Below are 24691 nucleotides of genomic sequence, written 5' to 3'. Positions count from 1 at the left end.
GGCATGATGGAGCCCGTGCCCCAAGCGAACACGAACCTCCGCCGCGCCCCCGTGCAGCAGCGCAGCGCCGAACGCCTCGCGCGGATACTCGACGCCTGCGCCGAACTCCTCGACGAGACCGGCTACGAGCAGTTGTCCACCCGGGCCGTCGCCGTCCGCGCCGAGGTCCCCATCGGCTCCGTCTACCGGTTCTTCTCCAACAAGCGCGCGCTGACCGACGCGCTCGCGCGGCGCAACCTGGACAGCTACGCCGAACGCATCACCGCCCGCCTCGCCGCCATCGAGGCCGGCGACTGGCGCAGCGCCATCGACGCCGTCCTGGACGAGTACCTGGCGATGAAGCGCTCCGTGGCCGGTTTCGCGCTCGTCGACTTCGGCGCACCCGCTCCCGACGACGACCCGGCCAGCGAAGCCAACCGCCGGGTGGCCGGCCGGCTCACCGAACTGCTCTCCGGGCACCTCGGCCGGGCTCCCGACGACGATCTGCTCCGGACGGTCCTCGTCTGCGTCGAGGCTGCCGACGCCCTCCTCCAACTCGCCTTCCGTACCGACCCGGCGGGCGACCGGGCCATCGTCGCCGAGACCCGCGTCCTGCTCCGGGCCTACCTGGCCCAGGTCCTGGACTGACCGAGAGGGCCTCCTTCCAAGGGGGCGCCGATGTCGTCACGACGACGTCTCCCCGCCATGCGTGCCTCGGCCGGCTCACCCACCCCAGTACCGCGCAACCTTTGCGCGAGTCATTCCCACCACCCCGGACCGTGGGCTAATTTCGGCCCACTGCAGCCGCTGCCCACCGCTCCACCCCACCAGTCCCGGGCGGAACCACACATGACGCGCGCCATCTCCCTGCACCGGCGTGGGCGTCGGCGACGGCCTTCTGCTGCTCGGCGATGATGTGCGACGTCTGCCGGCCGTTGGACCCTGCCGCCGTGCTCCGGGCCGCGACCACGCGATGACGTGGTCACACTGGCGCCGCCGCCACCAAGCACGCGCCCGTCGTTGCCACTGCAAGCAGCGCGGCCACAGGTTTGCGGGACGGCCCGGCAAGGACCATCCCACCCCCATCCCACCTCATTCCAGCCCGCTACAGTCTCCACGCCCAGGCCGTTGACCAGCGCCGATGGAGAAGTCCGGCTGGAGTACCAGGAGCACGGGTCGGACCCGGGCGTTGACCTCAAGTCCACTGGAGGTCGTACGTTCCTCTCATGAGCATGGAAGCCACCGCGTGGACGCAGCTCCACAACGTCATGAACGCGCAAGCGGACCGACGCCCCTTCGACCGAGCAATCCTGCGGCGCATCGCCGCGTTCGCCCGCCCGCACCGGCGCCGGGTCGCCCTCTTCCTGATCCTGAGCGTGGCGACGGCACTGCTCGCGGTCGCCACTCCGATCCTCGCCGGCCGCGTCGTGAACGCGATCGTGGCCGGAAAGGAAGGGGGCACCGTCACACGGCTGTCCCTGCTCATCGGCGTGATCGCCGTGGCGGAGGCGGCGCTCGGTCTGGTCGGCCGCTGGCTCTCGGCGAACCTCGGCGAAGGGCTGATCCTGGATCTGCGCACCGCCGTCTTCGACCATGTGCAGCGCATGCCGATCGCGTTCTTCACCCGCACCCGCACCGGTGCGCTCGTCAGCCGCCTCAACAACGATGTCATCGGAGCCCAACGCGCCTTCAGCAACACGCTGTCCGGCGTCGTCAGCAATGTCGTGACGCTGCTTCTCACCCTCGGCGTCATGCTTTCCATCTCCTGGCAGATCACCGTGCTCGCGCTGGTGCTGCTGCCGGTGTTCGTACTGCCCGCGCGCCGCATGGGTGCCCGGATGGCGCGGCTCCAGCGCGAGGCGGCGGCGCACAACGCCGCGATGGGAACCCGGATGACCGAGCGCTTCTCCGCCCCCGGCGCCACACTGATCAAGCTCTTCGGCCGGCCCGCCGACGAGTCCGCCGAATTCGCCGCCCGAGCGGCGCGGGTGCGCGACATCGGGGTACGTACGGCCATGGCCCAGTCCGCGTTCATCACCGCCCTCACGCTCGTGTCGGCGCTGGCGCTCGCTCTCGTCTACGGACTCGGCGGGTACTACGCGCTGCGCGGACAGCTGGACGCGGGCGCGGTCGTCGCACTGGCCCTGCTGCTGACCCGGCTGTACGCGCCGCTCACCGCGCTGGCCGGGGCACGCGTCGAGGTGATGAGCGCCCTCGTCAGCTTCGAGCGGGTCTTCGAGGTCCTCGACCTCAAGCCGCTCATCGACCAGAAGCCGGATGCGCGGACGGTCCCTCAGGGCCCGGTGGCCGTGGAGTTCGACGAGGTCCGGTTCGGCTACCCGTCCGCGGACAAGGTCTCCCTCGCCTCGCTCGAAGACGTCGCGACCCTCGACACCCGCGGCGGCGGCGAAGTGCTGCGCGGGGTCTCCTTCCGCGCCGAGCCGGGCCAGACGGTGGCGCTCGTCGGCTCGTCCGGCGCGGGCAAGTCGACCATCGCGCAACTGCTGCCGCGCCTGTACGACACGGACGAGGGTGCGGTACGCATCGGCGGCATCGACGTACGCGATCTGTCCGCCGACACCCTGCGCGACACTCTCGGCATGGTCACGCAGGACGGCCACCTCTTCCACGAGTCGGTCCGCGCCAACCTCCTGCTCGCCCGGCCCGGAGCCACCGAGGAGGACCTCTGGGACGCGCTGCGCCGCTCACGACTGGACGGTCTGGTCGCCTCGCTGCCCGACGGGCTCGACACCGTCGTCGGCGAACGCGGCTACCGGCTCTCCGGCGGCGAACGCCAGCGGCTGACGATCGCCCGGCTGCTCCTGGCCCGCCAGCGCGTCGTCATCCTCGACGAGGCCACCGCCCACCTGGACAACACCTCCGAGGCCGCGGTGCAGGAGGCGCTCACCGAAGCGCTGGCCGGACGCACCGCGATCGTGATCGCCCACCGCCTCTCCACCGTACGGGCGGCCGACCTGATCCTGGTGGTGGAGAACGGGCAGATCACGGAGCGGGGTACCCACGAAGAACTCCTCGCGGCGGGCGGACGGTACGAGGAGCTGTACCGCACCCAGTTCGAGAGCCCCGGCACGGAGCCCCTGGGGCTCGGCTGACCACGGCCGCCCGGACCATCGGTCAGCCGGGGAATCCGGCAGGGGCGGCGCCCCGGACCATCGGTCAGCCGGGGAATCCGGCACGGGCGGCGGTCCAGTCCGTCCCACCGGCCCTTTCCAACGCGAACGCCCCCGCAGGATAGGGGAGTTCCTCTGCCAGGGCCGCAGCCCGTCCGAACTCCTCTTGTGCCGCCGCCTTCCGGCCCAGTGCCGCGAGCGCGGCGGCATGCACCGTGCGGGCCTCTGTCTCCGACAGTCGTTCGCCCGCCTGTTCGGCGCGTGCGGTCTCCTCCGATGCCAGCCGCACGGCGTTCTCCGGCTGCCCCGACAGCAGCTCCGCCCATGCCAGCAGCGGGGCCGTGCCGGGCCCGCTGTCGTCGGCCAGCACCGCCAGAGCCTCCAGCGGGCGGCCCTCGTGCACCAGCAGTTCCGCCTGCGCCGTACGCACCTCGTGCACGGCTTGCCGGTCGCCCTGCGCCTCGGCCGCCGCCCCGGCACGCGCCAGCAGCTCGGCCGCCCCCGGCTCGCCGGTCCTGATCCGGACCCGGGCCAGCGCGGCGAGAGCGTACGGGGTGCACCACTCCGCGCGCTCGCCCGTTTCCCGTACCGCCGCCCGCGCGAGGTCGTCGGCCTCGGCGAACTCCCCGAGCAACAGATGGAGTTCGGCCAGATTGGCCCGCTCGAACGCGACGGCCGTCGGATCGCCGGTGTGCTCGGCCATCCGCAGCGCCCGCCGCCCCGTCGAGACGGCCTCGCCGAGCCGCCCCGACCGGCGGGAGTGCTCCCGCTGAACGGAGAGGACCGTGACGAGCAGCTCCTGATCGCCGTACGCCTGCGCGTGCGGAAGCGCCAGATCGGCCGCCGGGCGGGCCTCGGCCAGCCGGCCGGCCAGCCCCAGTGAGGTGGCCTGCATGCCCAGCGCGCGGGCCAGCAGCCCGCGCCGCCCGCTGTCCGGCGCGGCGTCGGCCGCCTGCTGAGCCGTACACGCGCAGGCGTGTGCCTCCTCGTACCGCCCGGTCACGAACTTCAGCACCGCCGCCGCCAGATGGTGGTTCGCGGCGGTGAGCGGCGGAGTTCCGGGGCCCGGCGGATACGTATGCAGAAGCGCCTCGCCCTCGTCCGTGGAGCGGTACTTCACCAGGACCTCGGTCAGCCGTGCGGCGGCCAGCACCTGACCGTCCCGGTCGCCGCGCCGCACCATGTCGTCCAGCGCCTCGCGCAGCACCGCCGCAGCCTCGCGGTAGCGGGCCATGCGGCGCAGCACGGCCCCCCGGTCGATCCGGGCCTGTGCCGCATCGGCGGCCAACGCGTCCAGCCTGGCGGTCAGTTCGCCGTAGTAACGGTCCGCCGTGTCATTGGCGCACAGCGCGGCGGCGCGCTCGGCGGCCTGCCGCAGATACTGTGTGGCGCGCGGGTCGTCGGCCCGGGTCAGATGCGAGGCCAGTGTGTCGACCGCGTCCGGCCTGCGCCGCAGGACCGCCTCCGCGTACGCCGAGTGCAGCTGGCGGCGACGGGCGGCGGACAGGCCGTCGTAACAGGTCAGCCGCACCAGCGGATGGCGGAAGGCGAGTCCGGGCAACGTTCGCCCGCCGACCACCACCGGCCGTTCCGCCACCACCGAGGCGGCGACCGCCGCGTCCATGGCGTCCGTCGCCTCGGCGGCCGACAGCGGCGGATGCAGTCCGTGCTCGGCGACATCCAGCACCTCGGACAGCGCGGCGCCGCCGCCCGCCACCGAGACCGCTTCGACGACCCGGCGCGCCGCCGGGCCGAGCCGGGCCAGCCGCGCGGCCACCAATTGCCGCACGCCCTCCGGTGCGCTGAGCGCCGCCGGATCGGTGCCCTCACCGACGGTACGAGCCAGCTCCAGGGCGAAGAGGGGGTTGCCGAGCGACAGCTCCCAGACCCGGTCCAGCGCGGTCCTGGCACCCGCGTCCTCGGCGACGGCAAGGCATTCGACACGCCCGAGCCGGGCCAATTCCAAGGAACGGGCCAGTCCTTGACCTATCAAGGAGTCCAGTGCGGTGCGCCGTGCGTCCGTCGCGTCGAATTCCTCCGCGCGATACGTCACGACGAACCGCCAGTCCGTCCCGGTGGTCATCGCCCGGCGGGCCAGATGACTCAGCAACTGGTACGAGCCGGTGTCGGCGGCGTGCAGATCGTCCAGGACCATGAGCACCGGCGCGGTCGCCGCGAGATCGCCGAGCAGCCCGGCCGCCGCCCGGAACAGCCGGTCGCGCTGTTCCTCGGGACTGCGCTCCGCGTCCGCCCCGATCTGTCCCAACGAGGGGAGAAGTGAGGCCAGTTCGGGGTATTCGCCGCCGATCCCGGCCCGCTCGGGCGGCGGCCGGTCGGCCAGCCACGCATCCAGCGCCTCGACGAAGACGCCGTACGGGGTGTGCCCCTCGGCATCGTGGCCCGCGCCCCACAGCACGGTCGTCCCGGCCTCGGCCGCCCGCCGGGCCGCCTCCGCCGTCAGCCGTGTCTTGCCCACCCCGGCCTCGCCGCCGACGAGCCGCACCGGAGGACCGTCGGCGGCCAGCAGCACCCCGAGTTCGTCGGCCCGGCCCCGCAGCGGCGGACCGGGCGGGGTGCGTATCGCGGCCGGGAGCACGGGAGCGGAGGCTGCGGGGAGCACGGCCGTGGACGTGTCCAGCGCGAGCAGATGCAGTTGCTCGGTCGCCGGGCCCGGCCGCACGCCGAGCTCCGCGTCGAGAGCCTCCCGGCACAGGTGGTACTGGCGCACGGCCTGCCGGCGAAGGCCCTGGCGCAGATAGGCGTCGATCAGCACCCGGTGGGCGCGCTCCTCGGCCGGCGCGGCGGCCACGGCGCGCAGCGCCACCTCGGTGGCCGACTCGGTCTCGCCGTCGGCGAGATGGGCCTCGGCGAGCGCGAGGCGCACCCGGTCGCACAGCGCGGAGAGCTGCTCGCGCCGGGCCTCGGCCCAGGGCGCGTACCGGTCCTCGGGCAGCAGCTCGCCGGTGAACGCGGCGAGCGCGGTGGCCAGCGGCCCGGCCGTACTCGCGGCCAAGGCCTGCTCGGCGAGGCTCTCGGCGTGATCGGCGTCGATCACCACGGTGTGCGGATCGAGCCGGAGCAAGGTGCCCTCGCCGGTCAGATAGGACGAGGAGGCGCGGGGGGCCAGCTCGGGTTCCAGGGCATGGCGGGCGGCGTGCAGGGCGACCCGCAGACTGCCGAGTGCGGCCCGGTCGTCGGCGTCCGGCCAGCAGATCTCCATGGCCTGCTCGCGGTGGAGGCTGTGACCGGGGGAGACGGCGAGGAGTTTCACGAGCGACTGCGCGCTGGGGCGGGGCCATTTGCCGGCGAGCGGTGCGCCGCCGTCGCGGGTCACGCGGAATCCGCCGAAAAGGTGCAGTCGCAGCAGTGGGGGCGCGCCGGGGGACTCATCCCGAGGGTGGTCGCCTGTTGGTCCGGCCTCGTGTCGCGCGCTCATAGGCGCGTCACTGTAGCCGCCGCCCCGTAAATGACCGCAGGCCCCCCGACCGGTGGGACGGGGGGTCTGCGGTGCACGGACCGTCCGGGGTCAGGAGGCGTCGAGCGTGGCCACCGTTGTCCGACGGATGCCCGTGACGCCCACGCGGTAGCGGCCGCCGAGGAGTTGCGTCATGCGGTCGTTGCCCACTTCGTCGAAGTTGAGCGAGACGACCTCGTCCTTGCCGTCGCCGTCCAGGTCGCCGGAGAAGAAGTTCCGGCCGCCCATCCGGCTCAGGCTCGCCAGGCCGTCCGGGTAGTTCCTCCCCGCCGTGAGGACCGGCTTGTCCCACACGTACACGCCGCCCTGGACGCCGCCGACGATCAGCTGCCGGCCACCGGGCCCGGTGGCGAGGGCGGCCGTGCTCAGGTCGGGCAGGGTGTACATGCTGTGGTCCACCCCGTCCGCCGCGTATGTGCGCAGCGACACGGTGCTCGCGAGGGTCAGGCCGGCGTCGGAGGTGAACCAGTTGCCGACGGTCCAGATCCCGCCGGCCGTTGCCCGGTGCAGCACCTTGCCGGTGCGTCCGTCCCGGATCTCGACCACGGTGATCAGCGACCCGGTGGGCTCACGGGTGATCCAGGTGTTCGCGACGGCGTGGCCGTCCGCGTAGGGGATGCCCGGTGAGGCGAAGACGCCGTTGGTCAGAACCGTCGTGAGGACGACGCCGTCCGTCTCCGCGTTCGAGGGGATCTCGGGGTCGGCGGTCCATGTGAGGGCGCCGGTCCTCGCGGTGAGCGCCACCCCGTTCACGGCCGCCTTGCCGGCGTCCAGCTCCAGCGCGTTTGCCGAGGAGTACTGCGCGTACACCCGGCCGTCGGCGACGGACACGTCAGAGAAGACGATGTCGCCTGCGGCCCTGGACTCGGGTGCCGCGTACTCCCACAGCTTCTTGCCGTTGCCCCGGTAGGCGCGCACCTTGTCCGTGGGCACCAGGACCTCGGCGCGACCGTCGCCGTCGAGATCGGCCACGGTCGCCGAGCGGACGAAGGAGGAGCCGCCCGGGATGGTGGCCCCGGCCTTCCCGGTGCGGGAGTCGATGACCACGGCCGCGCTGTCGGCGGCGACAACGAGCTCGTCGCGGCCGTCGCCGTTCGTGTCGCCCTTCTGGATGCTGTGCACCGGGCCCGGCAGGGTCGCCTTCCACAGCAGCTTCGGCCGGCCGGCCGTCAGGGACGGGCCGTCGTAGGCCCACAGCCCGCGCGAGGTGCCGCCCACGACGAGGTCGTTCTTCCTGTCGCCGTTGACGTCGACGGACCGGGCGTACGAGAGGTCGCCCTGGAGAGGGATGACGCTCTTCTCCGCGCCGCCGCCCATGCTGTACACGTGGACGTTCTGCGTCTGGTCCACGGTGCGCACGCGCCAGTCGCCGCCGGACCTGAACGGCTGCGCGAACATCGGCTGGGCGCCGGTGCCGTTCTCCTCCCAGCGCACGTTGCCGCTCTCGCCGTCGAACACCGAGAGGGAGCCGTAGTTCCCGCCCGCGGTGTTGTCGGCGGTGTTGATGCCGCGGTCGACCTGGGCGGTGGCGACGAGCTTGCCGTTGGCGATGTACATGCCCCACACTCCGGGGCCGTCCTTGGCGTTGTCCGCGTCGCGCTTCACGGTGTGCGACCACAGCTGGGTGCTGCCGTCGGCGCCGTCGAGCACCCGCACGCTGTTGGAGTTGATGAACAGGCTGGGGTCGAGCGTCGACTCGCTGACCACGTACTCGTTCTTGCTGCTGCCCGACAGGTCACCGATCGCCATGTCCAGCGGCAGGGCGTTGACACGCGTGTCGAGGGTGGTGCGGGCCCCGTCGGAGAGGCCGTACGAGGCCACCTCGTACTTCATTCCGCTCGTGAGGTCGGACTGCTCGACGGCCACGATCCGTCCGCGGGCCGCGTCCAGGTGCAGTTGGCGGTTGTACAGCGAGGTGTCGGTCTGCCACTTCACCGTGCCGTCCGCGGTGTCGAGCACCAGGACGCGGCCCCCGCCCTCGGCCGTCTGCGTCTTGCGCCGGCTCCAGGAGGCGGCGACCAGGCCGCCGCCCGCGTCCTCCAGGGCTCCCCAGGTCGTGGCGGTGTTCACGCCCGCGTCGTAGGTCCAGGTGCCGGCGGGGGTCAGCGCCCCGTTTGCGTAGTCGAATCGGATGCCGGTGAGCTTCGCCGTGGACCCCGCGGGGGAGTTGAGGTTGAAGTACGGCGAGTCGGCGATGACGAGGGCCTTGCCCACGAGCTTCACGCCGAAGGCGTCCGCGTACAGCTTGTGCCACAGCATCTTGCCGGTTCTGCCGTCGAGCACCGAAACGAAGGTGCCGTTGGGCAGGGTGGCGCCGGGCGAGGTGAACGGGCGGTAGGGGGTGATGCCCACGCTCGCCGTGAACACCACGTCGTCGACGCCGTCGCCGGTCAGATCTCCGGTGGCGTAGCCCTGGTCGGACAGCGGCGAGAACGGGCTGACCGCGTTGTAGCCCATGACGATGCGCGCCGGGTACGGCTCGGTCTGCCAGGGGCGGGACGGGGCGACCTGCCAGTCCTGGTACAGCGAGGCGTTGTCCCGTCGCCACAACTCCTTGCCCGAGGCGTCGGTGCGCGCCACGCTGCCGAGGCTGTGCAGGGTGAAGTAGTCGCCCTGGGTGCCGCCGACAGCGGCCGTGGCGGCGAGGCCGCTGAGGCTCTCCAGGTCGGACCTCGGGTTGATCCTGACACCCGGGCCGGCCGACGCGTCGTCGGTGAGCTGTGCGCCCGACCCGGTGGGACCGCTGTCCTGGGAGGGCGTTCCGGCCGCCCCCTGCGGGTCGATGTCCTTGCCGGCGCCGGCTGCGTACGGGTCCAGCCGCGCGTGCGATTCGAGCTCGGTGACCTGACCCTCGGTCAGGGTCAGCAGCCCGCTGTCGCCGTCATCGGCCAGGGCGGGCGGTGCCGCGCCGAGCGCGAGTCCCGCCGCCACCAGCGCGGAGGCGAACGCGAGGGCCCGCCGGGAGTGGGTGCTCATCAGTTGCTCCCCTGTGCGAAGCGGATGGCGGACAGGTCGGTGACGACCGCCTGGTCGTAGCCGTACTGGAGACCGTCGGTGCCCGACTGGTTCTCGATGCCGACGGTGGCGCTCGCGCCGTTCTCCGGCGAGGAGCCCGAAATGCCCTGGTACTGAAGGGTGATGGCGCCGTCGGCCTCGTTGAAGACGGCTTCGAAGGTGATGCGTGCGGTGGTGCTGGACGCGAACGCCGCGTTGTTCCAGACGATCGCGAACTTCCGGCTGCCCGCGGCGCCCGTGGTGGCGGTCTGCACGCTGGATTTCTTGTCCAGGATCAGGTCGTCCCAGAATGCGGCGACGATGCCGTTGGGCCTGGCGGCGTCGGGCAGCGCGGTGTTGGTGTAGTCGCCCAGGCGCGGCTCCAGGAAGTTGACCAGGCCGTTGGTGGTGATGCTCGCGCTCGTGTAGGAGACGCCGTAGAGCTTCACCGGGAAGGGCAGGGGGACCGTCCTGACATTCTCGTCGCCGCTCAGGGCCACGTTCGTGGTGCCCTTCACCCAGGAGTACGCCGCAGGGGTGCAGCTGTTGCCGTAGGTGTCGCTTCGGGCGGGCAGCTGCGCGGTCATCGACCTGTCGCCGTCGACACTCACGTTCTTGCTGTAGGTGCCGTTGCACCGCGCCGGCGCGGCGGGCGCGGCGGTTACGGTGTACGTGCCCTCGGCGACCTTCGGGAAGGTGAAGCGACCGCTGCTGTCAGTGGTGACGGGGGCGACCGAGGTGCCCTGGACGGTGACCCTGGCCCCGGCCAGCGCCTTGCCGGTGACGTCGAGGACGGTGCCGGACACGGAGTGGGCGGGCGCGGCGTTCAGGGAGAAGTTCTCGGTGACCGAGTCGCCCGAGCCGATCACGACGCCGCTCGTGGCGCCGTCGACGTAGCCATACCTGGAGACCGAGAAGTCGTATGTGCCCGCGGGCAGCGTCAGCCGGTAGGAGCCGTCGGCCGCGGTGGTGACCGTACGCGCGGTGGCGGAGCCGGTCGCCCTGACGGTGGCGCCGGAGACGGCGGAGCCGGTGGCCCTGTCGGTGACGGTGCCGGTGACCACCGTTGCGGTGTGCGGCGCCTTGTCGACGGACGCGAAGATGTCGAGCTTGCCCTCGCCCCAGACGTTGTTCGCGTCGGTGGTGCCGCCGCAGTGCGTGTCGTCGACATCGGCGGCGCCCTCGTTCAGCAGCGCGCGGGTCGCGTCGATGTCGCCGATGAGGGAGGGGGCGGAAGACCACAGCAGGGCTACCGCGCCCGCGACGTGCGGCGTCGCCATCGACGTACCGGAGATGGCCTTGTACGTCGAACCCGGCCACGTGGAGCGGACATTGACGCCCGGGGCCGAGATGTTCGGCTTCATCGAACCGTCGAGCCTGGAGGGCCCGAAGCCGGAGAACGACGCGATCCTGCCGTCGACGTCATAGGCGCCGACGCCGTACGCGGGTGCCTGCGAGCCCGGCGCGTGGCCGGTCGAGCAGGTGGTGCCGTCACCGTCGTTGCCGGAGGCGAACGCCTCGAAGATCCCGGCCGCGTTCCACGCCTCGACGATGTCCTGGTAGAAGGTCGTGTCACCGCCGCCCCAGGAGTTGTTCACGATGTCGGGGGCGAGATCGGGTCGCGGGTTCTGACCGCTGTGGTCGGTCGGCGCGAGGATCCACTGGCCCGCCGCGAGGAGCGAGGAGTCCGAGCAGGAGCTGGACTCACAGCCCTTGGCCGCGATCCACTTCGCGCCGGGAGCCACACCGACGCCGCCGTCGCCCACCATGGTGCCCATGGTGTGGGTGCCGTGGCCGTTGTTGTCGCAGGGCGCCGAGGTCGGGCACTGGCCCGTCGGGTCGTACCAGTTGTAGTCGTGCGTGAACGAGCCGTCGCCGTTGCTGCCCCGGTAGTTGTCCTTCAGCGCCGGGTGGTCGTACTGGACGCCCGAGTCGACGTTGGCGATGACGATGCCTTCGCCGCGGTCGTCGTACTGGTCCCAGACCTGGTCGGCCCTGATGTCCTTGACGCCCCATTCGGGGGTGACCGGGTCGGCGTCGGTGGCGGCGTCCGAGACCGCGCTCTCGGTGGCGTCGAGCTCGTAGTGGTGCTCCTTGACGATGCTCGCCACGTCGGAGCGGTTCGCCAGGTCCTCGACGAGCTGCTCGCCGCCGGTGACCTTGACGACGTTGGCTATCCAGAAGGACTGGTGGCCGACCTTCTCCTTGTCCAGGAAGGACGTGAGCGGCTGCTGGCTGCTCCTCGCCTCGGCGCGCAGCGACGCGAACGCCGCCTTCGCCTTCGCGGCGTGGCCGCGCCTGCCCCTGGCCGCGGACAGGTCCGCCTGCTTCTTCAGCACGACGAAGAAGGTCGACTCCTTGCCGTTCTCGACGGTGTCGAGAACGGCGGGGTCGACCTCGGCGGTGTTCTTCGTGGCGGTCCCGGGAACGGCGGCGCCGGACCGCGCGAAGGCAGGGGCCGGGCCGATCAGCACGGCCGCCGCCGTGATCACGGCCGCCGCCCACGCGGCGGATCCGCGCCGGGGGGATCGGGGCAGGTGCATGAAGTGCTCCTCCTGGACTGGTACGGGGGAGCCGGCCCCGTACCCGGACCTACGAGGGGAAGTACGGGGTGGGGCGGGCTGGCCCCGGACGCTAGGAGGACGCCGTTACTGGCGTATTACCGGCCAGGGCGGGCGGACTTCCGGCGCACGGCGTGGCACCGTGACGGGAGCCATGGGAAGGGCCCCTGGCGCCCAAAAACTAACAGCGCTAGTTTGGGGTGCGGACGACTGTGCCGTGGTCACGGCACCCGGGGAGGAACGCGATGAAGGCCCACGACGGGATGTACATCGGCGGCGAGTGGCGGGCCGCCGCGGGCACGGACACGATCGCGGTGGTCGATCCGGCGGACGAACAGGTCATCGCCCATGTCCCGGCAGGCACCGCCGAGGACATCGACGCCGCCGTGTCCGCCGCGCGTGAGGCCCTCCCCGCCTGGGCCGCGACCTCGCCCACCGAGCGCGCCGCGAAGATCGCCGCTCTGCGCGACGTGCTCGTCGCCCGCAAGGACGAGATCGCCCGGACGGTCACCGCCGAACTCGGTGCGCCGCTGCCGTTCTCGCAGGCGGTGCACGCGGGCGTGCCGATCCTGGTGGCCGGCTCGTACGCCGAACTCGCCGCGTCGTACGCCTTCGAGGAGAAGGTCGGCAACTCCACCGTCTACTCCGAACCGGTCGGCGTCGTCGGCGCGATCACGCCGTGGAACTACCCGCTGCACCAGATCATCGCCAAGGTCGCCCCCGCGCTCGCGGCGGGCTGCGCGGTCGTCCTCAAGCCCGCCGAGGACACCCCGCTGACCGCCCAGCTCTTCGCGGAAGCCGTCCATGAAGCGGGCATCCCCGCAGGCGTGTTCAACCTGGTCACCGGCCTCGGCACGGTCGCGGGACAGGCGCTGGCCGGGCACGAGGGCGTCGACCTGGTCTCCTTCACCGGCTCCACCACCGTCGGCAAGCAGATCGGTGCCACGGCGGGCGCGGCCGTCAAGCGCGTCGCCCTCGAACTGGGCGGCAAGTCCGCCAATGTCATTCTGCCGAGCGCGGACCTCGCCAAGGCCGTCGGCGTCGGCATCGCGAACGTCATGGGCAACTCCGGCCAGACGTGCAGCGCCTGGACCCGGATGCTCGTGCACACCTCCCGGTACGACGAGGCGGTCGCGCTCGCCGCGGAGGCCGCCGCCAAGTACGGCGACCGCATCGGGCCCCTGGTCAACGCCAAGCAGCGGGCCCGGGTGCGCGGATACATCGAGAAGGGTGTGGCCGAGGGTGCGCGCCTCGTCGCGGGCGGCCCCGATGCCCCGTGCGAGCAGGGCTACTTCGTCAGCCCCACCGTGTTCGCCGACGTCACCCCGGAGATGACCATCGCCCAGGAGGAGATCTTCGGCCCCGTCGTCTCGATCATCCGCTACCAGGACGAGGACGACGCCCTGCGCATCGCCAACGGCACCGTGTACGGGCTCGCGGGAGCGGTCTGGGCGGGCGACGACGCCGAGGCGGTGGCCTTCGCCCGCCGGATGGACACCGGGCAGGTCGACATCAACGGCGGCCGGTTCAACCCGCTTGCCCCGTTCGGCGGTTACAAGCAGTCCGGCGTCGGCCGCGAGCTCGGTTCGCACGGACTCGCCGAGTACCTCCAGACCAAGTCGTTGCAGTTCTGATCCTTCCGCCCCCGCCCCGATCCCGCTGCCGACCGTCAAGGAGCCTGTTCGTGGTCCGCGCCGCCGTACTGCCCGCCGTCGGAGCTCCTCTGGAGATCACCGACATCGAACTCCCGGAGCCCGGCCCCGGCCAGGTACGTGTCCGTCTCGCCGCCGCGGGGGTCTGCCACTCCGACCTCTCGCTGTCCGACGGCACCATGCGGGTGCCCGTACCCGCCGTCCTCGGACATGAGGGCGCCGGCACCGTCGTCTCGGTCGGTGAGGGCGTCACCCATGTCGCACCCGGCGACGGGGTCGTGCTCAACTGGGCGCCTTCCTGCGGAAGTTGTCACCACTGCGAGATCGGTGAGGTCTGGCTCTGTGCCGACGCCCTGTCCGGTGCGGCCGGCATCCATGCCCGTACCGCCGACGGCACCGCGCTCCATCCCGGCCTGAACGTGGCCGCGTTCGCCGAGGAGACCGTCGTCGCCGCGAAGTGCGTGCTGCCCGCCCCGGACGGCGTCGCGCTCACCGATGCCGCGCTGCTCGGCTGCGCGGTCCTCACCGGATACGGCGCGGTCCACCACAGCGCCCGGGTCCGCCCCGGTGAGTCCGTCGTCGTCTTCGGCATCGGCGGGGTCGGCCTCGCCGTGCTCCAGTCCGCCCGGATCGCCGGTGCGTCGAAGATCATCGCGGTCGATGTGTCCCCCGGGAAGGAGGAACTGGCCCGGCGGGCGGGCGCCACCGACTACGTGATCGCCTCCGACACCACCCCGCGCGCGATCCGCAAGCTCACCGACGGCCTGGGCGCGGACGTGGCGGTCGAGTGCGTCGGGCGCCCCGTCACCATCCGCGCGGCCTGGGACTCCACCCGCCGCGGCGGCCGCACCACGGTCGCCGGCATCGGCGGCAAGGACCAACTGGTGTCCTTCAACGCCCTGGAGATCTTCCACTGGGCCCGCTCGCTGACGGGCTGCGTGTACGGGAACAGCGATCCGGCCCGCGACCTGCCGGTCCTGGCCGAACTCATCCGGGCGGGCAGGTTCGACCTGTCCATGATGGTCACCGAACGGATCGCGCTGGACGGCATCCCCACGGCCTTCGACCATATGATCGCGGGCAGGGGCGGCCGGGCCCTGATTGTGTTCTAGTGCTGTGGCCGGCAAACGTTTCCGGCCACAGCACCGGCCGCGTTCCAGGCGTCCGCTACCCCGTCGGTCCGTCCGCCGCCCGGCTCGTGGTGAGCAGTCGGGCATCCATCTCGCCGCGCTCGAAGAGCTGGGAGGCCGGGCCGACGATCAGCGGGTCCGGCTCGCCGACCACGTCCGTGTTCTTGTCCGGCGCTCCGCGTCATGTCGGCGTCCCTCCACCGGCTGTGCCGGAATCTTCCGCGTCAGGCCAGTCCGCGTACGCAGTCGGGAGACCGCCACCCCGGCCAGGCAGAGCAGACCTCCGCCGACGGTCAGCGGCGCCGGTACCTCGTCCAGCAGCAGCCAGGACATCAGCACCACCAGGGCGGGCACCGCGTACGTGGTGGCGCCCATCCGTCCCGCGGTGGTCCTGGCGAGTGCGTAGGCCCAGGTCGTGAACGCCAGCGCGGTCGGGAAGAGGCCCAGGTAGACCATGTTCAGGGTGGCGGACAGGGGCGCTTCGGCCACGTCGGAGATCAGCGCGCCGGAGAACGGCAGACAGCCGACGGTGCCGACCAGGCAGCCGAACGTGGTGATCTGCAGTGCGGAGCCGTGCCGCAGCGCCGGCTTCTGGCTGACCACCCCCGCCGCGTACGCCACCGCGGCCAGCAGACAGAGCACCACGCCGAGCACCGACGCGTCCCCGTGCCCCGACATCGAGAGTCCGACCACGGCGGCGCCCGCGAACGACACGGCCATGCCCGCGATCAACCTGCCGGGCAGCCCCTCGCCGAGCAGCCGGGCACCGAGCAGTGCGATCAGGAGGGGACCGATGTTCACCACCATCGCGGCCGTGCCCGCGTCGACCTGCTGCTCACCCCAGTTGAGCACCACCATGTAGAGGCCGAACCAGAGGAGTCCGGACTTCAGGATTCCGGGCCAGGCGGCCCGCGGCGGTATCCCCTCGCGTCGCAGCAGCAGGAGCGTGCCGAGCGCCAGGGAGCCCGTGAGCAGCCGGCCGAGCGCGAGCGCGCCGGGCGAGTACGCCTCGCCGGCGCTGCGGATGGAGACAAAGGCGGAGGCCCAGAGCAGCACGGTGGTGCAGGCCGCGGCGGAGGCCCGCCAGTCGCCGTGTGCCGAGGGTGTCGCCGTCGGGTCGGGTGTCGTCGTCATGGAGCCGACCGTAGGGCCGCGACCGTTCGGCACCTACCGAATTGTTGTCGCCTCGATGCCGAGGTGTTCGTACAGCGCCCGTTCCCCGGCCGGTGTCGCCTTCACCGCACGCCCGGACCCGATCCGGACGCACCAGCCGGAGTCCAGCACATGCCGGCACAGCGCGGCGCCCGCGACCCCCGCCAGGTGCGGTCTGCGCTCCGTCCAGTCCAGGCAGCTCCGTACGAGCGGACGCCGCGACCTCGGCTCCAGTGCGATGCCCCGTGCGTCGAACCAGCCGAGGCCGTCGTCGGTGAGCGCGAAGCCGGTGTCCTGCTCCAGCAGCCCCCGTTCGGTCATGGCATCGGCGATGGCGATGCCGATGCGGCCCGCGAGATGGTCGTAGCAGGTGCGTCCGCGGGCCAGCGCGCTGCCCGCGCCGGTCGCGCTCAGGGTGCGCGGCCGCTCGGCCGTGGAGCCGGGGACCACCTGGGCCGCCAGATCCTCGACGAGGTGCGCGGTCCGCTCGTCGGCGAGCCGCAGATAGCGGTGGCGCCCCTGGCGCTCCTCGGCCAGCAGCCCGCCCGCGACGAGCTTGCCGAGGTGTTCACTGGCGGTGGACGGTGCCACCGAGGCGTGCCTGGCCAGCTCGCCCGCGGTCCAGGCGCGGCCGTCGAGCAGGGCCAGGCAGAAGGTGGCGCGGGTCTCGTCGGCGAGAAGCGCGGCCAGGGCGGCGAGCCGGGGCGCGGCCGGGTCGGGATGTGCCATGCGTGCCATGTGTTCCAGGATGCGTCAGGAACGCTTCGGTGCAGGCCGAACGGTCCCGGCGGATGTGAGCTGCTCGTACTGGAGGGAGAGTCCGTCGACCAGGGCCCGCAGCCCGGTCTCGAACGCCCCCTCGTCGACCTTCTGCCGGCGTTCGGCCAGCAGGTGTGCCTGGCCGAGGTGCGGATAGGCGGCGGGGTCGTACGCCGTCTCGTCGTCGACGAAGCCGCGGGCGAACGAACCGAGGGCCGAGCCGGTGATGAAGTAACGCATGACGGCCCCGATGTACGTCGCCTGGGCAGGCGGCCAGCCCGCCCTCGTCATCGCGCCGAAGACCGCGTCGGCGACCCGCAGACCGGCCGGGCGGCGGCCGGGTCCCTGGGCGAGCACGGGGACGATGTGCGGGTGCTCGGTGAGCGCCGCACGATAGGAGACGGCCCAGTCGTGCAGGGCTGCGCGCCAGTCGCGGGTGTCCGACGCGTCGAACATCGACAGATCGACCTGGGCGGATACGGCGTCCGCGACCGCGTCCAGGATCTCGTCCTTGTTGCGGAAGTGGTTGTAGAGCGAGGGACCGCTGACCCCGAGTTCGGCGGCGAGCCGACGGGTGGAGACGGCGTCGAGCCCCTCGGAGTCCACGAGCGCGCTCGCCGTCTCGACGATTCGGTCTCTGCTGAGGAGGGGCTTGCGCGGTCGGGCCATGCGGCTCATAGTAGGGCCTGCGAACGTAAAACTAGCAGTGCTAATTAAAGTCGGGAGTCGAAGGATGAACCTGGAACTCGACGAGGAGCAGGAAGCCGTCCGGCAGCTCGCCAGGGACTTCGTCGCCCGCGAGATCGCCCCTCACGTCGTGGAGTGGGACCGGGCCGAGAACGTCGACAAGTCGATCGTGAAGAAGCTGGGCTCGGTCGGGTTACTCGGGCTGACCGTGCCCGAGGCGTACGGCGGCTCGGGCGGCGACCACCTCGCCTACTGCCTGGTCACCGAGGAGCTCGGCCGCGGCGACTCCTCGGTCCGCGGCATCGTCTCCGTCTCCCTCGGCCTGGTCACCAAGACCATCGCGGCCTGGGGCGACGAGGAGCAGAAGCGGTACTGGCTGCCGAGGCTCACCGCCGGCGAGGCGCTCGGCTGCTTCGGCCTCACCGAGCCCGGCACCGGCTCGGACGCCGGGAGCCTGACGACGAGGGCCGTCCGGGACGGCGACTCGTACGTCATCAACGGCAGCAAGATGTTCATCACCAACGGCACCTGGGCCGATGTGGTGCTCCTCTTCGCCCGCACCGGCGACACCCCCGGGCACCGGGGCATATCCGCCTTCCTGGTTCCCGCCGACACCCCGGGCCTCGGCCGGCGCACCATCCACGGCAAGCTCGGCCTGCGCGGCCAGGCCACGGCCGAGCTGGTCCTGGAGGACGTCCGCGTCCCCGCCTCGACGCTCCTGGGTCCGGAGGGCAAGGGCTTCTCCATAGCGATGTCCGCCCTGGCCAAGGGCCGGATGTCGGTGGCGGCCGGCTGCGTCGGCATCGCGCAGGCCGCCCTCGACGCCGCCGTGGGCTACGCGGGTGAGCGCGAGCAGTTCGGCAAGTCCATCGCGAGCTATCAGCTCGTCCAGGAACTCATCAGCGACATCGCCGTGGACGTGGACGCCGCCCGGCTGCTCACCTGGCGGGTGGCCGACCTCGTCGACCGCGGCGAGGACTTCGCCACCGCCGCCTCCAAGGCGAAGCTCTTCGCCTCCGAGGCCGCCGTCCGCGCCGCCAACAACGCGCTCCAGGTCTTCGGCGGCTACGGCTACATCGACGAGTACCCGGTCGGCAAGCTGCTGCGCGACGCCCGTGTGATGACGCTGTACGAGGGCACCAGCCAGATCCAGAAGCTCATCATCGGCCGCGCGCTGACGGGGGTCTCCGCCTTCTGAGCCCCCTGGCTCCCGGCCGCCTCGTCGAACAGGAGTCTGAGTACCGGTCTGAGTACGGGCACGGATGTGGCGCACGCCACGTCGGCCGATGCTGGGCGCCATGAGTGAGACAGCATCGGTCAAGCAGCAGAGCACCGCGGCCTTCTACGGCCAGGCCGTCGCGTCCTTCGGGGTGGCGATGACCGCGATGACTCTCGGTATCTACTTCCTGGACGCCGACGCCTGGGTCCGCGGATTTCTCGCGATCGGCGTCCTCTACCTCGTCACCTCCTGTTTCACCCTGGCCAAGGTCATTCGTGACCGCCAGGAGGCGGGACAGATCGTCAGCCGGGTCGACCAGGCCCGGCTGGAGAAGATCCTCGCCGAGCACGACCCCTTCCAGAAGCACTGACGCTCCCGCCGGACAGGCTCTAAGCGCTTGCTCAGGTTCGGGGTATGGTGTTCGTCCTGCTGATGAGAGGGGCGAGTGACGATGAGCACGGCGGAGGAGACCGACGGCGACGGCGCGCCGTGGGCCGAGGTGGCACCCGAGGCGGCCAGGCGGCTCCTCGTCGCCGCCGTCGACGCCTTCGCCGAGCGCGGCTACCACGCCACCACCACCCGTGACATCGCCGGCCGGGCGGGGATGAGCCCCGCCGCGCTCTACATCCACTACAAGACGAAGGAAGAGCTGCTCCACCGGATCAGCAGGATCGGTCACGACCGCGCCCTGTTCGTCCTGGAGGCCGCCGCCGACGGCGAGGGCACGGCCGCCGAGCGGCTGGCCGATGCCGTGCGGTCCTTCGTCCGCTGGCACGCCGAGCAGCACACCACGGCCCGCGTGGTCCAGTACGAGCTCGACGCCCTCGGCGAGGAGCACCGCGCCGAGATCGTCGAGCTGCGCCGCAGGAGCGACGCCGTGGTGCGCCGGATCATCAGTGACGGCGTGCGGGCCGGGGAGTTCGACGTCCCCGACATCCCGGGCACCACGCTCGCGGTGCTCTCGCTCTGCATCGATGTGGCGCGCTGGTTCAACGCGCAGGGCAGCCGGACGCCGGACGAGGTCGGCGAGCTGTACGCCGGCCTCGTGCTGCGCATGGTCGCCGCCGAGCGGTGATGCCGACGGGCCGCGTCGTCGGAAGCGGGAGCGCGGCTCGGAAGCGGCGGCTCAGAAGTAGTAGCGCGACACCGACTCGGCCACGCACACCGGCTTGTCGCCGCCCTCGCGCTCGACCGTGACGACGGCGGTGACCTGCACGCCGTCCCCGGCCTCTTCGACGCTCTTCAGGACGGCCGTCGCGCGCAGCCGGGAGCCCACGGGCACGGTGGACGGGAAGCGGACCTTGTTCGTCCCGTAGTTGATGCCCATCTTCATGCCCTCGACCCGCATGATCTGCGGCACCAGGGCCGACAGCAGGGAGAGCGTGAGGTAGCCGTGCGCGATCGTCGTGCCGAACGGCCCGGTCGCGGCCCGCTCCGGGTCCACGTGGATCCACTGGTGGTCGCCCGTGGCCTCGGCGAAGAGGTCGATCCTCTTCTGTTCGACCTCCAGCCACTCGCTGTGACCCAGTTGCTCGCCCACTCCGTCGCGCAGCTCCTGCGCGGACGTGAAGATCCTCGGCTCTGCCATGTTCCTGCCCTTCCAGCTCTCGGCCATCCGGCGTCGCACGCCCGTCTAAGCGCTTGCTCAGCATGGTTGCCGGGTGCGTTCCTGTCAACGACGGACCGGCCGGGGGTGGGCACGTAGGGTTGGAGGGGTGCCCCAGATCCCACAGACACTCCATGAACTCACGGTCGGCCAGCTCTCCGCGCGCAGCGGGGCCGCCGTCTCGGCCCTGCACTTCTACGAGGCCAAGGGCCTGATCAGCAGCCGCCGTACCAGTGGCAATCAGCGCCGCTACACCAGGGACGCGCTGCGCAGGGTCGCGTTCGTCCGTGCGGCACAGCGGGTCGGAATCCCGCTCGCCACCATCCGGGACGCCCTCGCCGAACTCCCGGAGGAGCGCACCCCGAACCGCGACGACTGGGCGCGGCTCTCGGCTGCGTGGCGCTCCGAACTGGACGAGCGTATCGAGCAGTTGGGCCGGCTCCGGGATCATCTCACCGACTGCATCGGCTGCGGTTGCCTGTCGCTGGAGAACTGTGTGCTCTCCAACCCGGACGACGTGACGGGCCGGCGGATCAGCGGCTCGCGCCTGATGCCGGAGCGCCCGTCGGCCGACTCCCGGTAGAAGCGCGGGCCCGCCCGTTCGGGCGCCGCTCCCGCCGCCGGACGCTCCCGCCGCCCGTCACGCCGCCGACGCCAGATCCCGGCGCCGTGCGCTCCGGGCCCTCGTCAGTGCCCCCGGCGCGAGCACCGGCTGCGGCACCAGGATCCCGCACCCCGCGCAGACCGGCCCCGACCACGGTTCGGACCGCAGATCCGGCCGCCAGGCGATCTCGGCTCCCGCGCACACCGGGCAGACCGTCCCCGGCTCCGACTCCAGGGCGGCGATCAGCCGGCCGAGAACCTCGGCGAGCGGTGCCGAGGGATGAACCGCAGGGTCCTCGCAGCGCGCGACCCCGTACCCGCCCCAGGTGCGCCGGTGCCAGTCGTCGAACGCGCCGGGCCTGCGCAGTCCGTCGTGCTTCTCCCGCCTGCGGCGCTCGGCGAACCCCGCCTCGTATCCGAGCCAGACGGCCCGCGCCGCCTCCAGCTCCTCCAGCGCGCGCACCAGTCGCGCGGGATCGGGGGACCGGTCCTCGGGCTCGATCCCGTGCCGGGCGCACAGATGGTCCCAGGTCGCCCGATGCCCGTAAGGGGCGAACCTCTCCAGGCACTTGCGCAGCGAATACCGCCGCAGCGCCAGGTCGCCCCGCGGATCGCGGACCTGTCTCGCAAGACTCCGGAATCCGGCCATTGTGCCGTCACCTCCGTCGCTCGTACTTCGGCGTCAAGGAATGGACGTACGACTGCCCGTTCCGGATCCATCGATGTGCGACGACGTCCACCATCCGGGACCGCCGGCCGTCATGAGGTCCGTGCGAGCGCATGTGACGATTCGGAAAAGGTGACCGTTGTTCACCTTACCGGCGAGTCATACCGCCGGTAACCTCCGGCGCATCGGCCTCTCGGAGGAGCACGCATGCCCCCACGCACCGTCACGTTCAGAGCCGCCACCGCCGCGGCGGTACTCGCGCTCGGCGCCACCCTGCTCGCGGCCTCGCCGCAGTCCGGTGCCGCGGCGGCGGAACCGGCACCCGTCACCGACTACTGCCAGGGGCAGTGCGACGACATCCTGCCACCCGGCGAGAACGGCAACGCCACCCTCGTCGACATCCTCGGCAACAAGGCGTTCGGTACGCACCCCGCCCACAGCGACGATCAACTGGACCGCTACAACGGCCTGGTGGCCGGACACGCCGGTCTCACCGACCAGAAGCTGACCGACTTCTTCAACGACGCCTCGTTCGGTGTCCCCAAGGACCGGGTCGAGTCCGTCACCTCGCCGCGCGACGACGTCACCATCACCCGTGACAAGGCGTCCGGTGTCCCGCACATCAAGGGCACCACCCGCTACGGCACCGAGTTCGGCGCCGGATTCGCCGCCGGGCAGGACCGGCTCTGGCTGATGGACCTCTTCCGGCACATCGGACGCGGCGAACTCACCTCGTTCGCCGGTGGCGCGCTGGCCAACCAGGGCCTGGAGCAGCAGTTCTGGCCGCAGGCGCCGTACACCGAGGTGGATCTCGAAGCGCAGGTCGAGTACATCAGGACCCGCGAGGGCGCCCGCGGCGAACAGGCCATGGCGGACGCCCAGGCGTATGTCGACGGCATCAACGCGTACCGCGAGAAGTCCAAGAAGGGCCGCTACTTCCCCGGCGAGTACGTGCTCACCGGCAAGATCGACGCCATCACCAACATCGGGGAGATCCAGCCGTTCAAGCTGACCGACCTGATCTCCATCGCCTCCGTGGTCGGCGGTCAGTTCGGCGGCGGTGGCGGCGGCGAGGTGCAGGCGGCGCTCTCGCTGCTCTCCGCGCAGCAGAAGTACGGCGTCGCCGAGGGCACCAAGGTCTGGGAGTCGTTCCGCCAGCGCGAGGACCCCGAGGCCGTACTGACGATCCATGACGGCACGTCGTTCCCGTACGCGGGCAGGCCCGCCACGGCGCGCGGCACCGCGCTGCCCGACGCCGGGTCCGTCACGGCCGAGCCCCTGATCCACGACCGCACCGGCTCCGCGGGCACCGACAGGAAGGCCCCCGTCAAGGCCCCGGCCATGCTCAGGAAGGCGCAGGGCATCTACGACGACGGGGTCGTCCCCGAGGGCTCGCTGCCCGGGTCCGGTTCCGGCGCCCAGAAGCGTGGCATGTCCAACGCCCTGCTGGTCTCCGGCAAGCACACCGCGAGCGGCAACCCGATCGCCGTGTTCGGGCCGCAGACCGGCTACTTCGCCCCGCAGCTGATGATGCTCCAGGAGCTCCAGGGCCCCGGCATCAGCGCCCGCGGTGTCTCCTTCGCCGGCGTCGGCATGTACATCCAGATGGGCCGCGGCCAGGACTACGCCTGGAGCGCCACCTCGGCCGGTCAGGACATCACCGACACCTACGCCGTCGACCTGTGCGAGCCCGACGGCTCCGCACCCACCAAGGACTCCACGCACTACCTCTCCCGCGGCACCTGCACCGCCATGGAGACCCTGGAGCGCACCAACTCCTGGAAGCCGACCGTCGCCGACTCCACGGCGAAGGGCTCCTACCGGATGCAGGTCCGGCGCACGAACTACGGCATCGTCACCCACCGTGCCACCGTGGGCGGCAAGCCCGTCGCGTACACCTCGCTGCGCACCACCTACCGCCACGAGGCCGACTCGATCATCGGCTTCCAGATGCTCAACGACCCCGGGTACGTCAAGGACGCCGCCTCGTTCCAGCAGGCGGCGAGCGCCATCGACTACGCGTTCAACTGGTTCTACGCCGACTCCCGCACTGCCGCGTACTACAACAGCGGCATGAACCCGGTGCGCGCGGCGGGCGTCGACCCGGCGCTGCCGGTGAAGGCCGAGCGGGCCTACGAGTGGAAGGGGTACGACCCGGCCGCCAACACCGCCGCGTACACCCCGTTCGCCGAGCACCCGCACTCCAGCGGCCAGGACTACTACGTCTCCTGGAACAACAAGCAGGCCAAGGGGTACGCCTCCGCGGGCTTCGGACTCAGCGCGGTGCACCGGGCCGATCTGCTGGACGACCGGGTGGCGAAGCTGGTGGAGGAGGGCGGCGTGACCCGCGCGTCCCTCACCCGGGCCATGGCCCAGGCCGCGGTCACCGATCTGCGCGGCGAGCAGCTGCTGCCCGAACTGCTGAAGGTGATCCGCTCCCGGCCGGTCACCGACCCGGAACTGAACGCCGCCGTCCAGCAGTTGGAGTCCTGGCGGGCGGCCGGGTCGCAGCGCAGGGAGAGCAGCCCCGGATCACACGCGTACACCTACGCCGACGCGGTACGGATCATGGACGCGTGGTGGCCGAAGCTGGTCGAGGCCGAGTTCGGGCCGGGCCTCGGCGACGGACTGTACGAGGCGCTGACCGCCAACCTCGCCACCGACGAGTCCCCGGCGGCCAGCCACGGACCGAGCGGGGCGCACAGCGGTTCGGCGTTCCAGTACGGCTGGTGGGGCTTCGTGGACAAGGACCTGCGCCGGGTCCTCGGACAGCCCGTCAAGGGAGCGCTGGCCAAGGCGTACTGCGGGAACGGCGATCTGGCCGGCTGCCGTGACGTGCTGCTGTCCTCCCTGAAGCAGGCCGCGGCCGAGCCGGCGGCGAAGGTCTACCCGGGCGACGACACCTGCAAGGCCGGCGAGCAGTGGTGCTCGGACTCGATCGTCCACCGGCCGCTGGGCGGCATCGCCCAGAAGTCCGTCCACTGGCAGAACCGCCCGACGTACCAGCAGGTGGTGGAGTTCCCCGCCCATCGGTAGGGCGTCCGCGGACCGTCCGGCTTCCGAGGACGGAACCTGT

17 protein-coding genes and 1 pseudogene are annotated in these 24691 nt (G+C 71.8%); 9 read left to right on the top strand and 9 right to left on the bottom strand.

Annotation, left to right across the window (positions count from 1 at the left end; all coding sequences use genetic code 11):
- Positions 1-6 precede the first annotated feature (6 nt).
- Entirely contained in the window at positions 7-627 is a 621-nt protein-coding gene (locus ACZ68L_RS05840) for a TetR/AcrR family transcriptional regulator (RefSeq protein ID WP_361448731.1), read from the top strand.
- Between the two features lie 578 nt (positions 628-1205).
- Complete coding sequence (locus ACZ68L_RS05835; protein ID WP_469574431.1) at positions 1206-3092, top strand: ABC transporter ATP-binding protein; 1887 nt, start codon at positions 1206-1208, stop codon at positions 3090-3092.
- A 64-nt stretch (positions 3093-3156) separates the two neighbouring features.
- Here the strand turns inward: ACZ68L_RS05835 and ACZ68L_RS05830 are convergent, their stop codons facing one another.
- The 3 genes from ACZ68L_RS05830 to ACZ68L_RS05820 all read right to left on the bottom strand — a co-directional run bounded on the left by ACZ68L_RS05830 (position 3157) and on the right by ACZ68L_RS05820 (position 12122).
- Complete coding sequence (locus ACZ68L_RS05830; protein WP_469574430.1) at positions 3157-6546, bottom strand: ATP-binding protein; 3390 nt, start codon at positions 6544-6546, stop codon at positions 3157-3159.
- A gap of 90 nt (positions 6547-6636) precedes the next feature.
- Positions 6637-9561, bottom strand: a complete 2925-nt coding sequence (locus tag ACZ68L_RS05825; RefSeq protein WP_469574429.1) for an FG-GAP-like repeat-containing protein — start codon at positions 9559-9561, stop codon at positions 6637-6639.
- Positions 9561-12122, bottom strand: coding sequence for a S8 family serine peptidase (locus tag ACZ68L_RS05820; protein WP_469574428.1), 2562 nt, complete (start codon positions 12120-12122; stop codon positions 9561-9563). The genes ACZ68L_RS05825 and ACZ68L_RS05820 overlap by 1 nt, the downstream gene beginning before the upstream one ends.
- A 263-nt stretch (positions 12123-12385) precedes the next feature.
- Between ACZ68L_RS05820 and ACZ68L_RS05815 the strand changes: the two genes are divergently transcribed.
- Both ACZ68L_RS05815 and ACZ68L_RS05810 read left to right on the top strand, forming a co-directional pair.
- Positions 12386-13774 carry an aldehyde dehydrogenase family protein gene (locus ACZ68L_RS05815; RefSeq protein WP_469574426.1) on the top strand — a complete coding sequence of 463 codons (1389 nt, stop codon included), beginning with the start codon at positions 12386-12388 and terminating at the stop codon, positions 13772-13774.
- A 50-nt stretch (positions 13775-13824) separates the two neighbouring features.
- Entirely contained in the window at positions 13825-14904 is a 1080-nt protein-coding gene (locus ACZ68L_RS05810) for a Zn-dependent alcohol dehydrogenase (protein WP_469574425.1), read from the top strand.
- Positions 14905-14959: 55 nt separating this feature from the next.
- On the opposite strand, the pseudogene ACZ68L_RS05805 reads toward ACZ68L_RS05810, so the two are convergent.
- From ACZ68L_RS05805 to ACZ68L_RS05790, 4 genes and pseudogenes are all read right to left on the bottom strand, one after another.
- Positions 14960-15094 (bottom strand): annotated as a pseudogene (locus ACZ68L_RS05805) (polyphosphate kinase 2); the annotation flags it as partial.
- Positions 15052-16056 (bottom strand): DMT family transporter, encoded by a 1005-nt coding sequence (locus tag ACZ68L_RS05800; RefSeq protein WP_469574423.1) that lies wholly within the window; start codon positions 16054-16056, stop codon positions 15052-15054. The gene ACZ68L_RS05800 and the pseudogene ACZ68L_RS05805, both read right to left, overlap by 43 nt.
- A 33-nt stretch (positions 16057-16089) precedes the next feature.
- Positions 16090-16812, bottom strand: coding sequence for an ArsR/SmtB family transcription factor (locus ACZ68L_RS05795; protein WP_469574422.1), 723 nt, complete (start codon positions 16810-16812; stop codon positions 16090-16092).
- A 15-nt stretch (positions 16813-16827) separates the two neighbouring features.
- Positions 16828-17502 (bottom strand): TetR/AcrR family transcriptional regulator, encoded by a 675-nt coding sequence (locus ACZ68L_RS05790; protein ID WP_469574421.1) that lies wholly within the window; start codon positions 17500-17502, stop codon positions 16828-16830.
- 64 nt (positions 17503-17566) lie between these two features.
- Here ACZ68L_RS05790 and ACZ68L_RS05785 point away from each other — a divergent pair, with 64 nt between their 5' ends.
- The 3 genes from ACZ68L_RS05785 (at position 17567) to ACZ68L_RS05775 (ending at position 19814) form a co-directional block, all read left to right on the top strand.
- The gene (locus ACZ68L_RS05785) at positions 17567-18718 is read left to right on the top strand and encodes an acyl-CoA dehydrogenase family protein (RefSeq protein ID WP_469574420.1); all 1152 of its coding nucleotides are present in this window, start codon (positions 17567-17569) and stop codon (positions 18716-18718) included.
- A 100-nt stretch (positions 18719-18818) separates the two neighbouring features.
- On the top strand, positions 18819-19109 hold the full coding sequence (locus tag ACZ68L_RS05780) for a YiaA/YiaB family inner membrane protein (protein WP_469574419.1): 291 nt from the start codon (positions 18819-18821) through the stop codon (positions 19107-19109).
- 81 nt (positions 19110-19190) lie between these two features.
- Entirely contained in the window at positions 19191-19814 is a 624-nt protein-coding gene (locus tag ACZ68L_RS05775) for a TetR/AcrR family transcriptional regulator (RefSeq protein ID WP_469574418.1), read from the top strand.
- A 51-nt stretch (positions 19815-19865) separates the two neighbouring features.
- On the opposite strand, the gene ACZ68L_RS05770 is transcribed toward ACZ68L_RS05775, so the two are convergent.
- Positions 19866-20327, bottom strand: coding sequence for a MaoC family dehydratase (locus ACZ68L_RS05770; RefSeq protein WP_469574417.1), 462 nt, complete (start codon positions 20325-20327; stop codon positions 19866-19868).
- A 127-nt stretch (positions 20328-20454) separates the two neighbouring features.
- Between ACZ68L_RS05770 and soxR the strand changes: the two genes are divergently transcribed.
- On the top strand, positions 20455-20928 hold the full coding sequence (gene soxR, locus ACZ68L_RS05765; RefSeq protein WP_469574416.1) for a redox-sensitive transcriptional activator SoxR: 474 nt from the start codon (positions 20455-20457) through the stop codon (positions 20926-20928).
- 57 nt (positions 20929-20985) lie between these two features.
- Here the strand turns inward: soxR and ACZ68L_RS05760 are convergent, their stop codons facing one another.
- A complete protein-coding gene (locus ACZ68L_RS05760; RefSeq protein ID WP_469574415.1) occupies positions 20986-21597 on the bottom strand; it encodes a hypothetical protein in 612 nt (203 codons plus the stop codon).
- A 225-nt stretch (positions 21598-21822) separates the two neighbouring features.
- Here ACZ68L_RS05760 and ACZ68L_RS05755 point away from each other — a divergent pair, with 225 nt between their 5' ends.
- Positions 21823-24651: a penicillin acylase family protein gene (locus tag ACZ68L_RS05755; RefSeq protein ID WP_469574414.1), complete on the top strand. Its 2829-nt coding sequence runs from the start codon at positions 21823-21825 to the stop codon at positions 24649-24651.
- The last annotated feature ends 40 nt before the right edge of the window (positions 24652-24691 follow it).

The organism is Streptomyces sp. NPDC104309 (genome assembly GCF_055584025.1).
The sequence above is the reverse complement of the archived record's forward strand: the minus strand, read 5'-3'. Positions and strand labels throughout refer to the sequence as shown.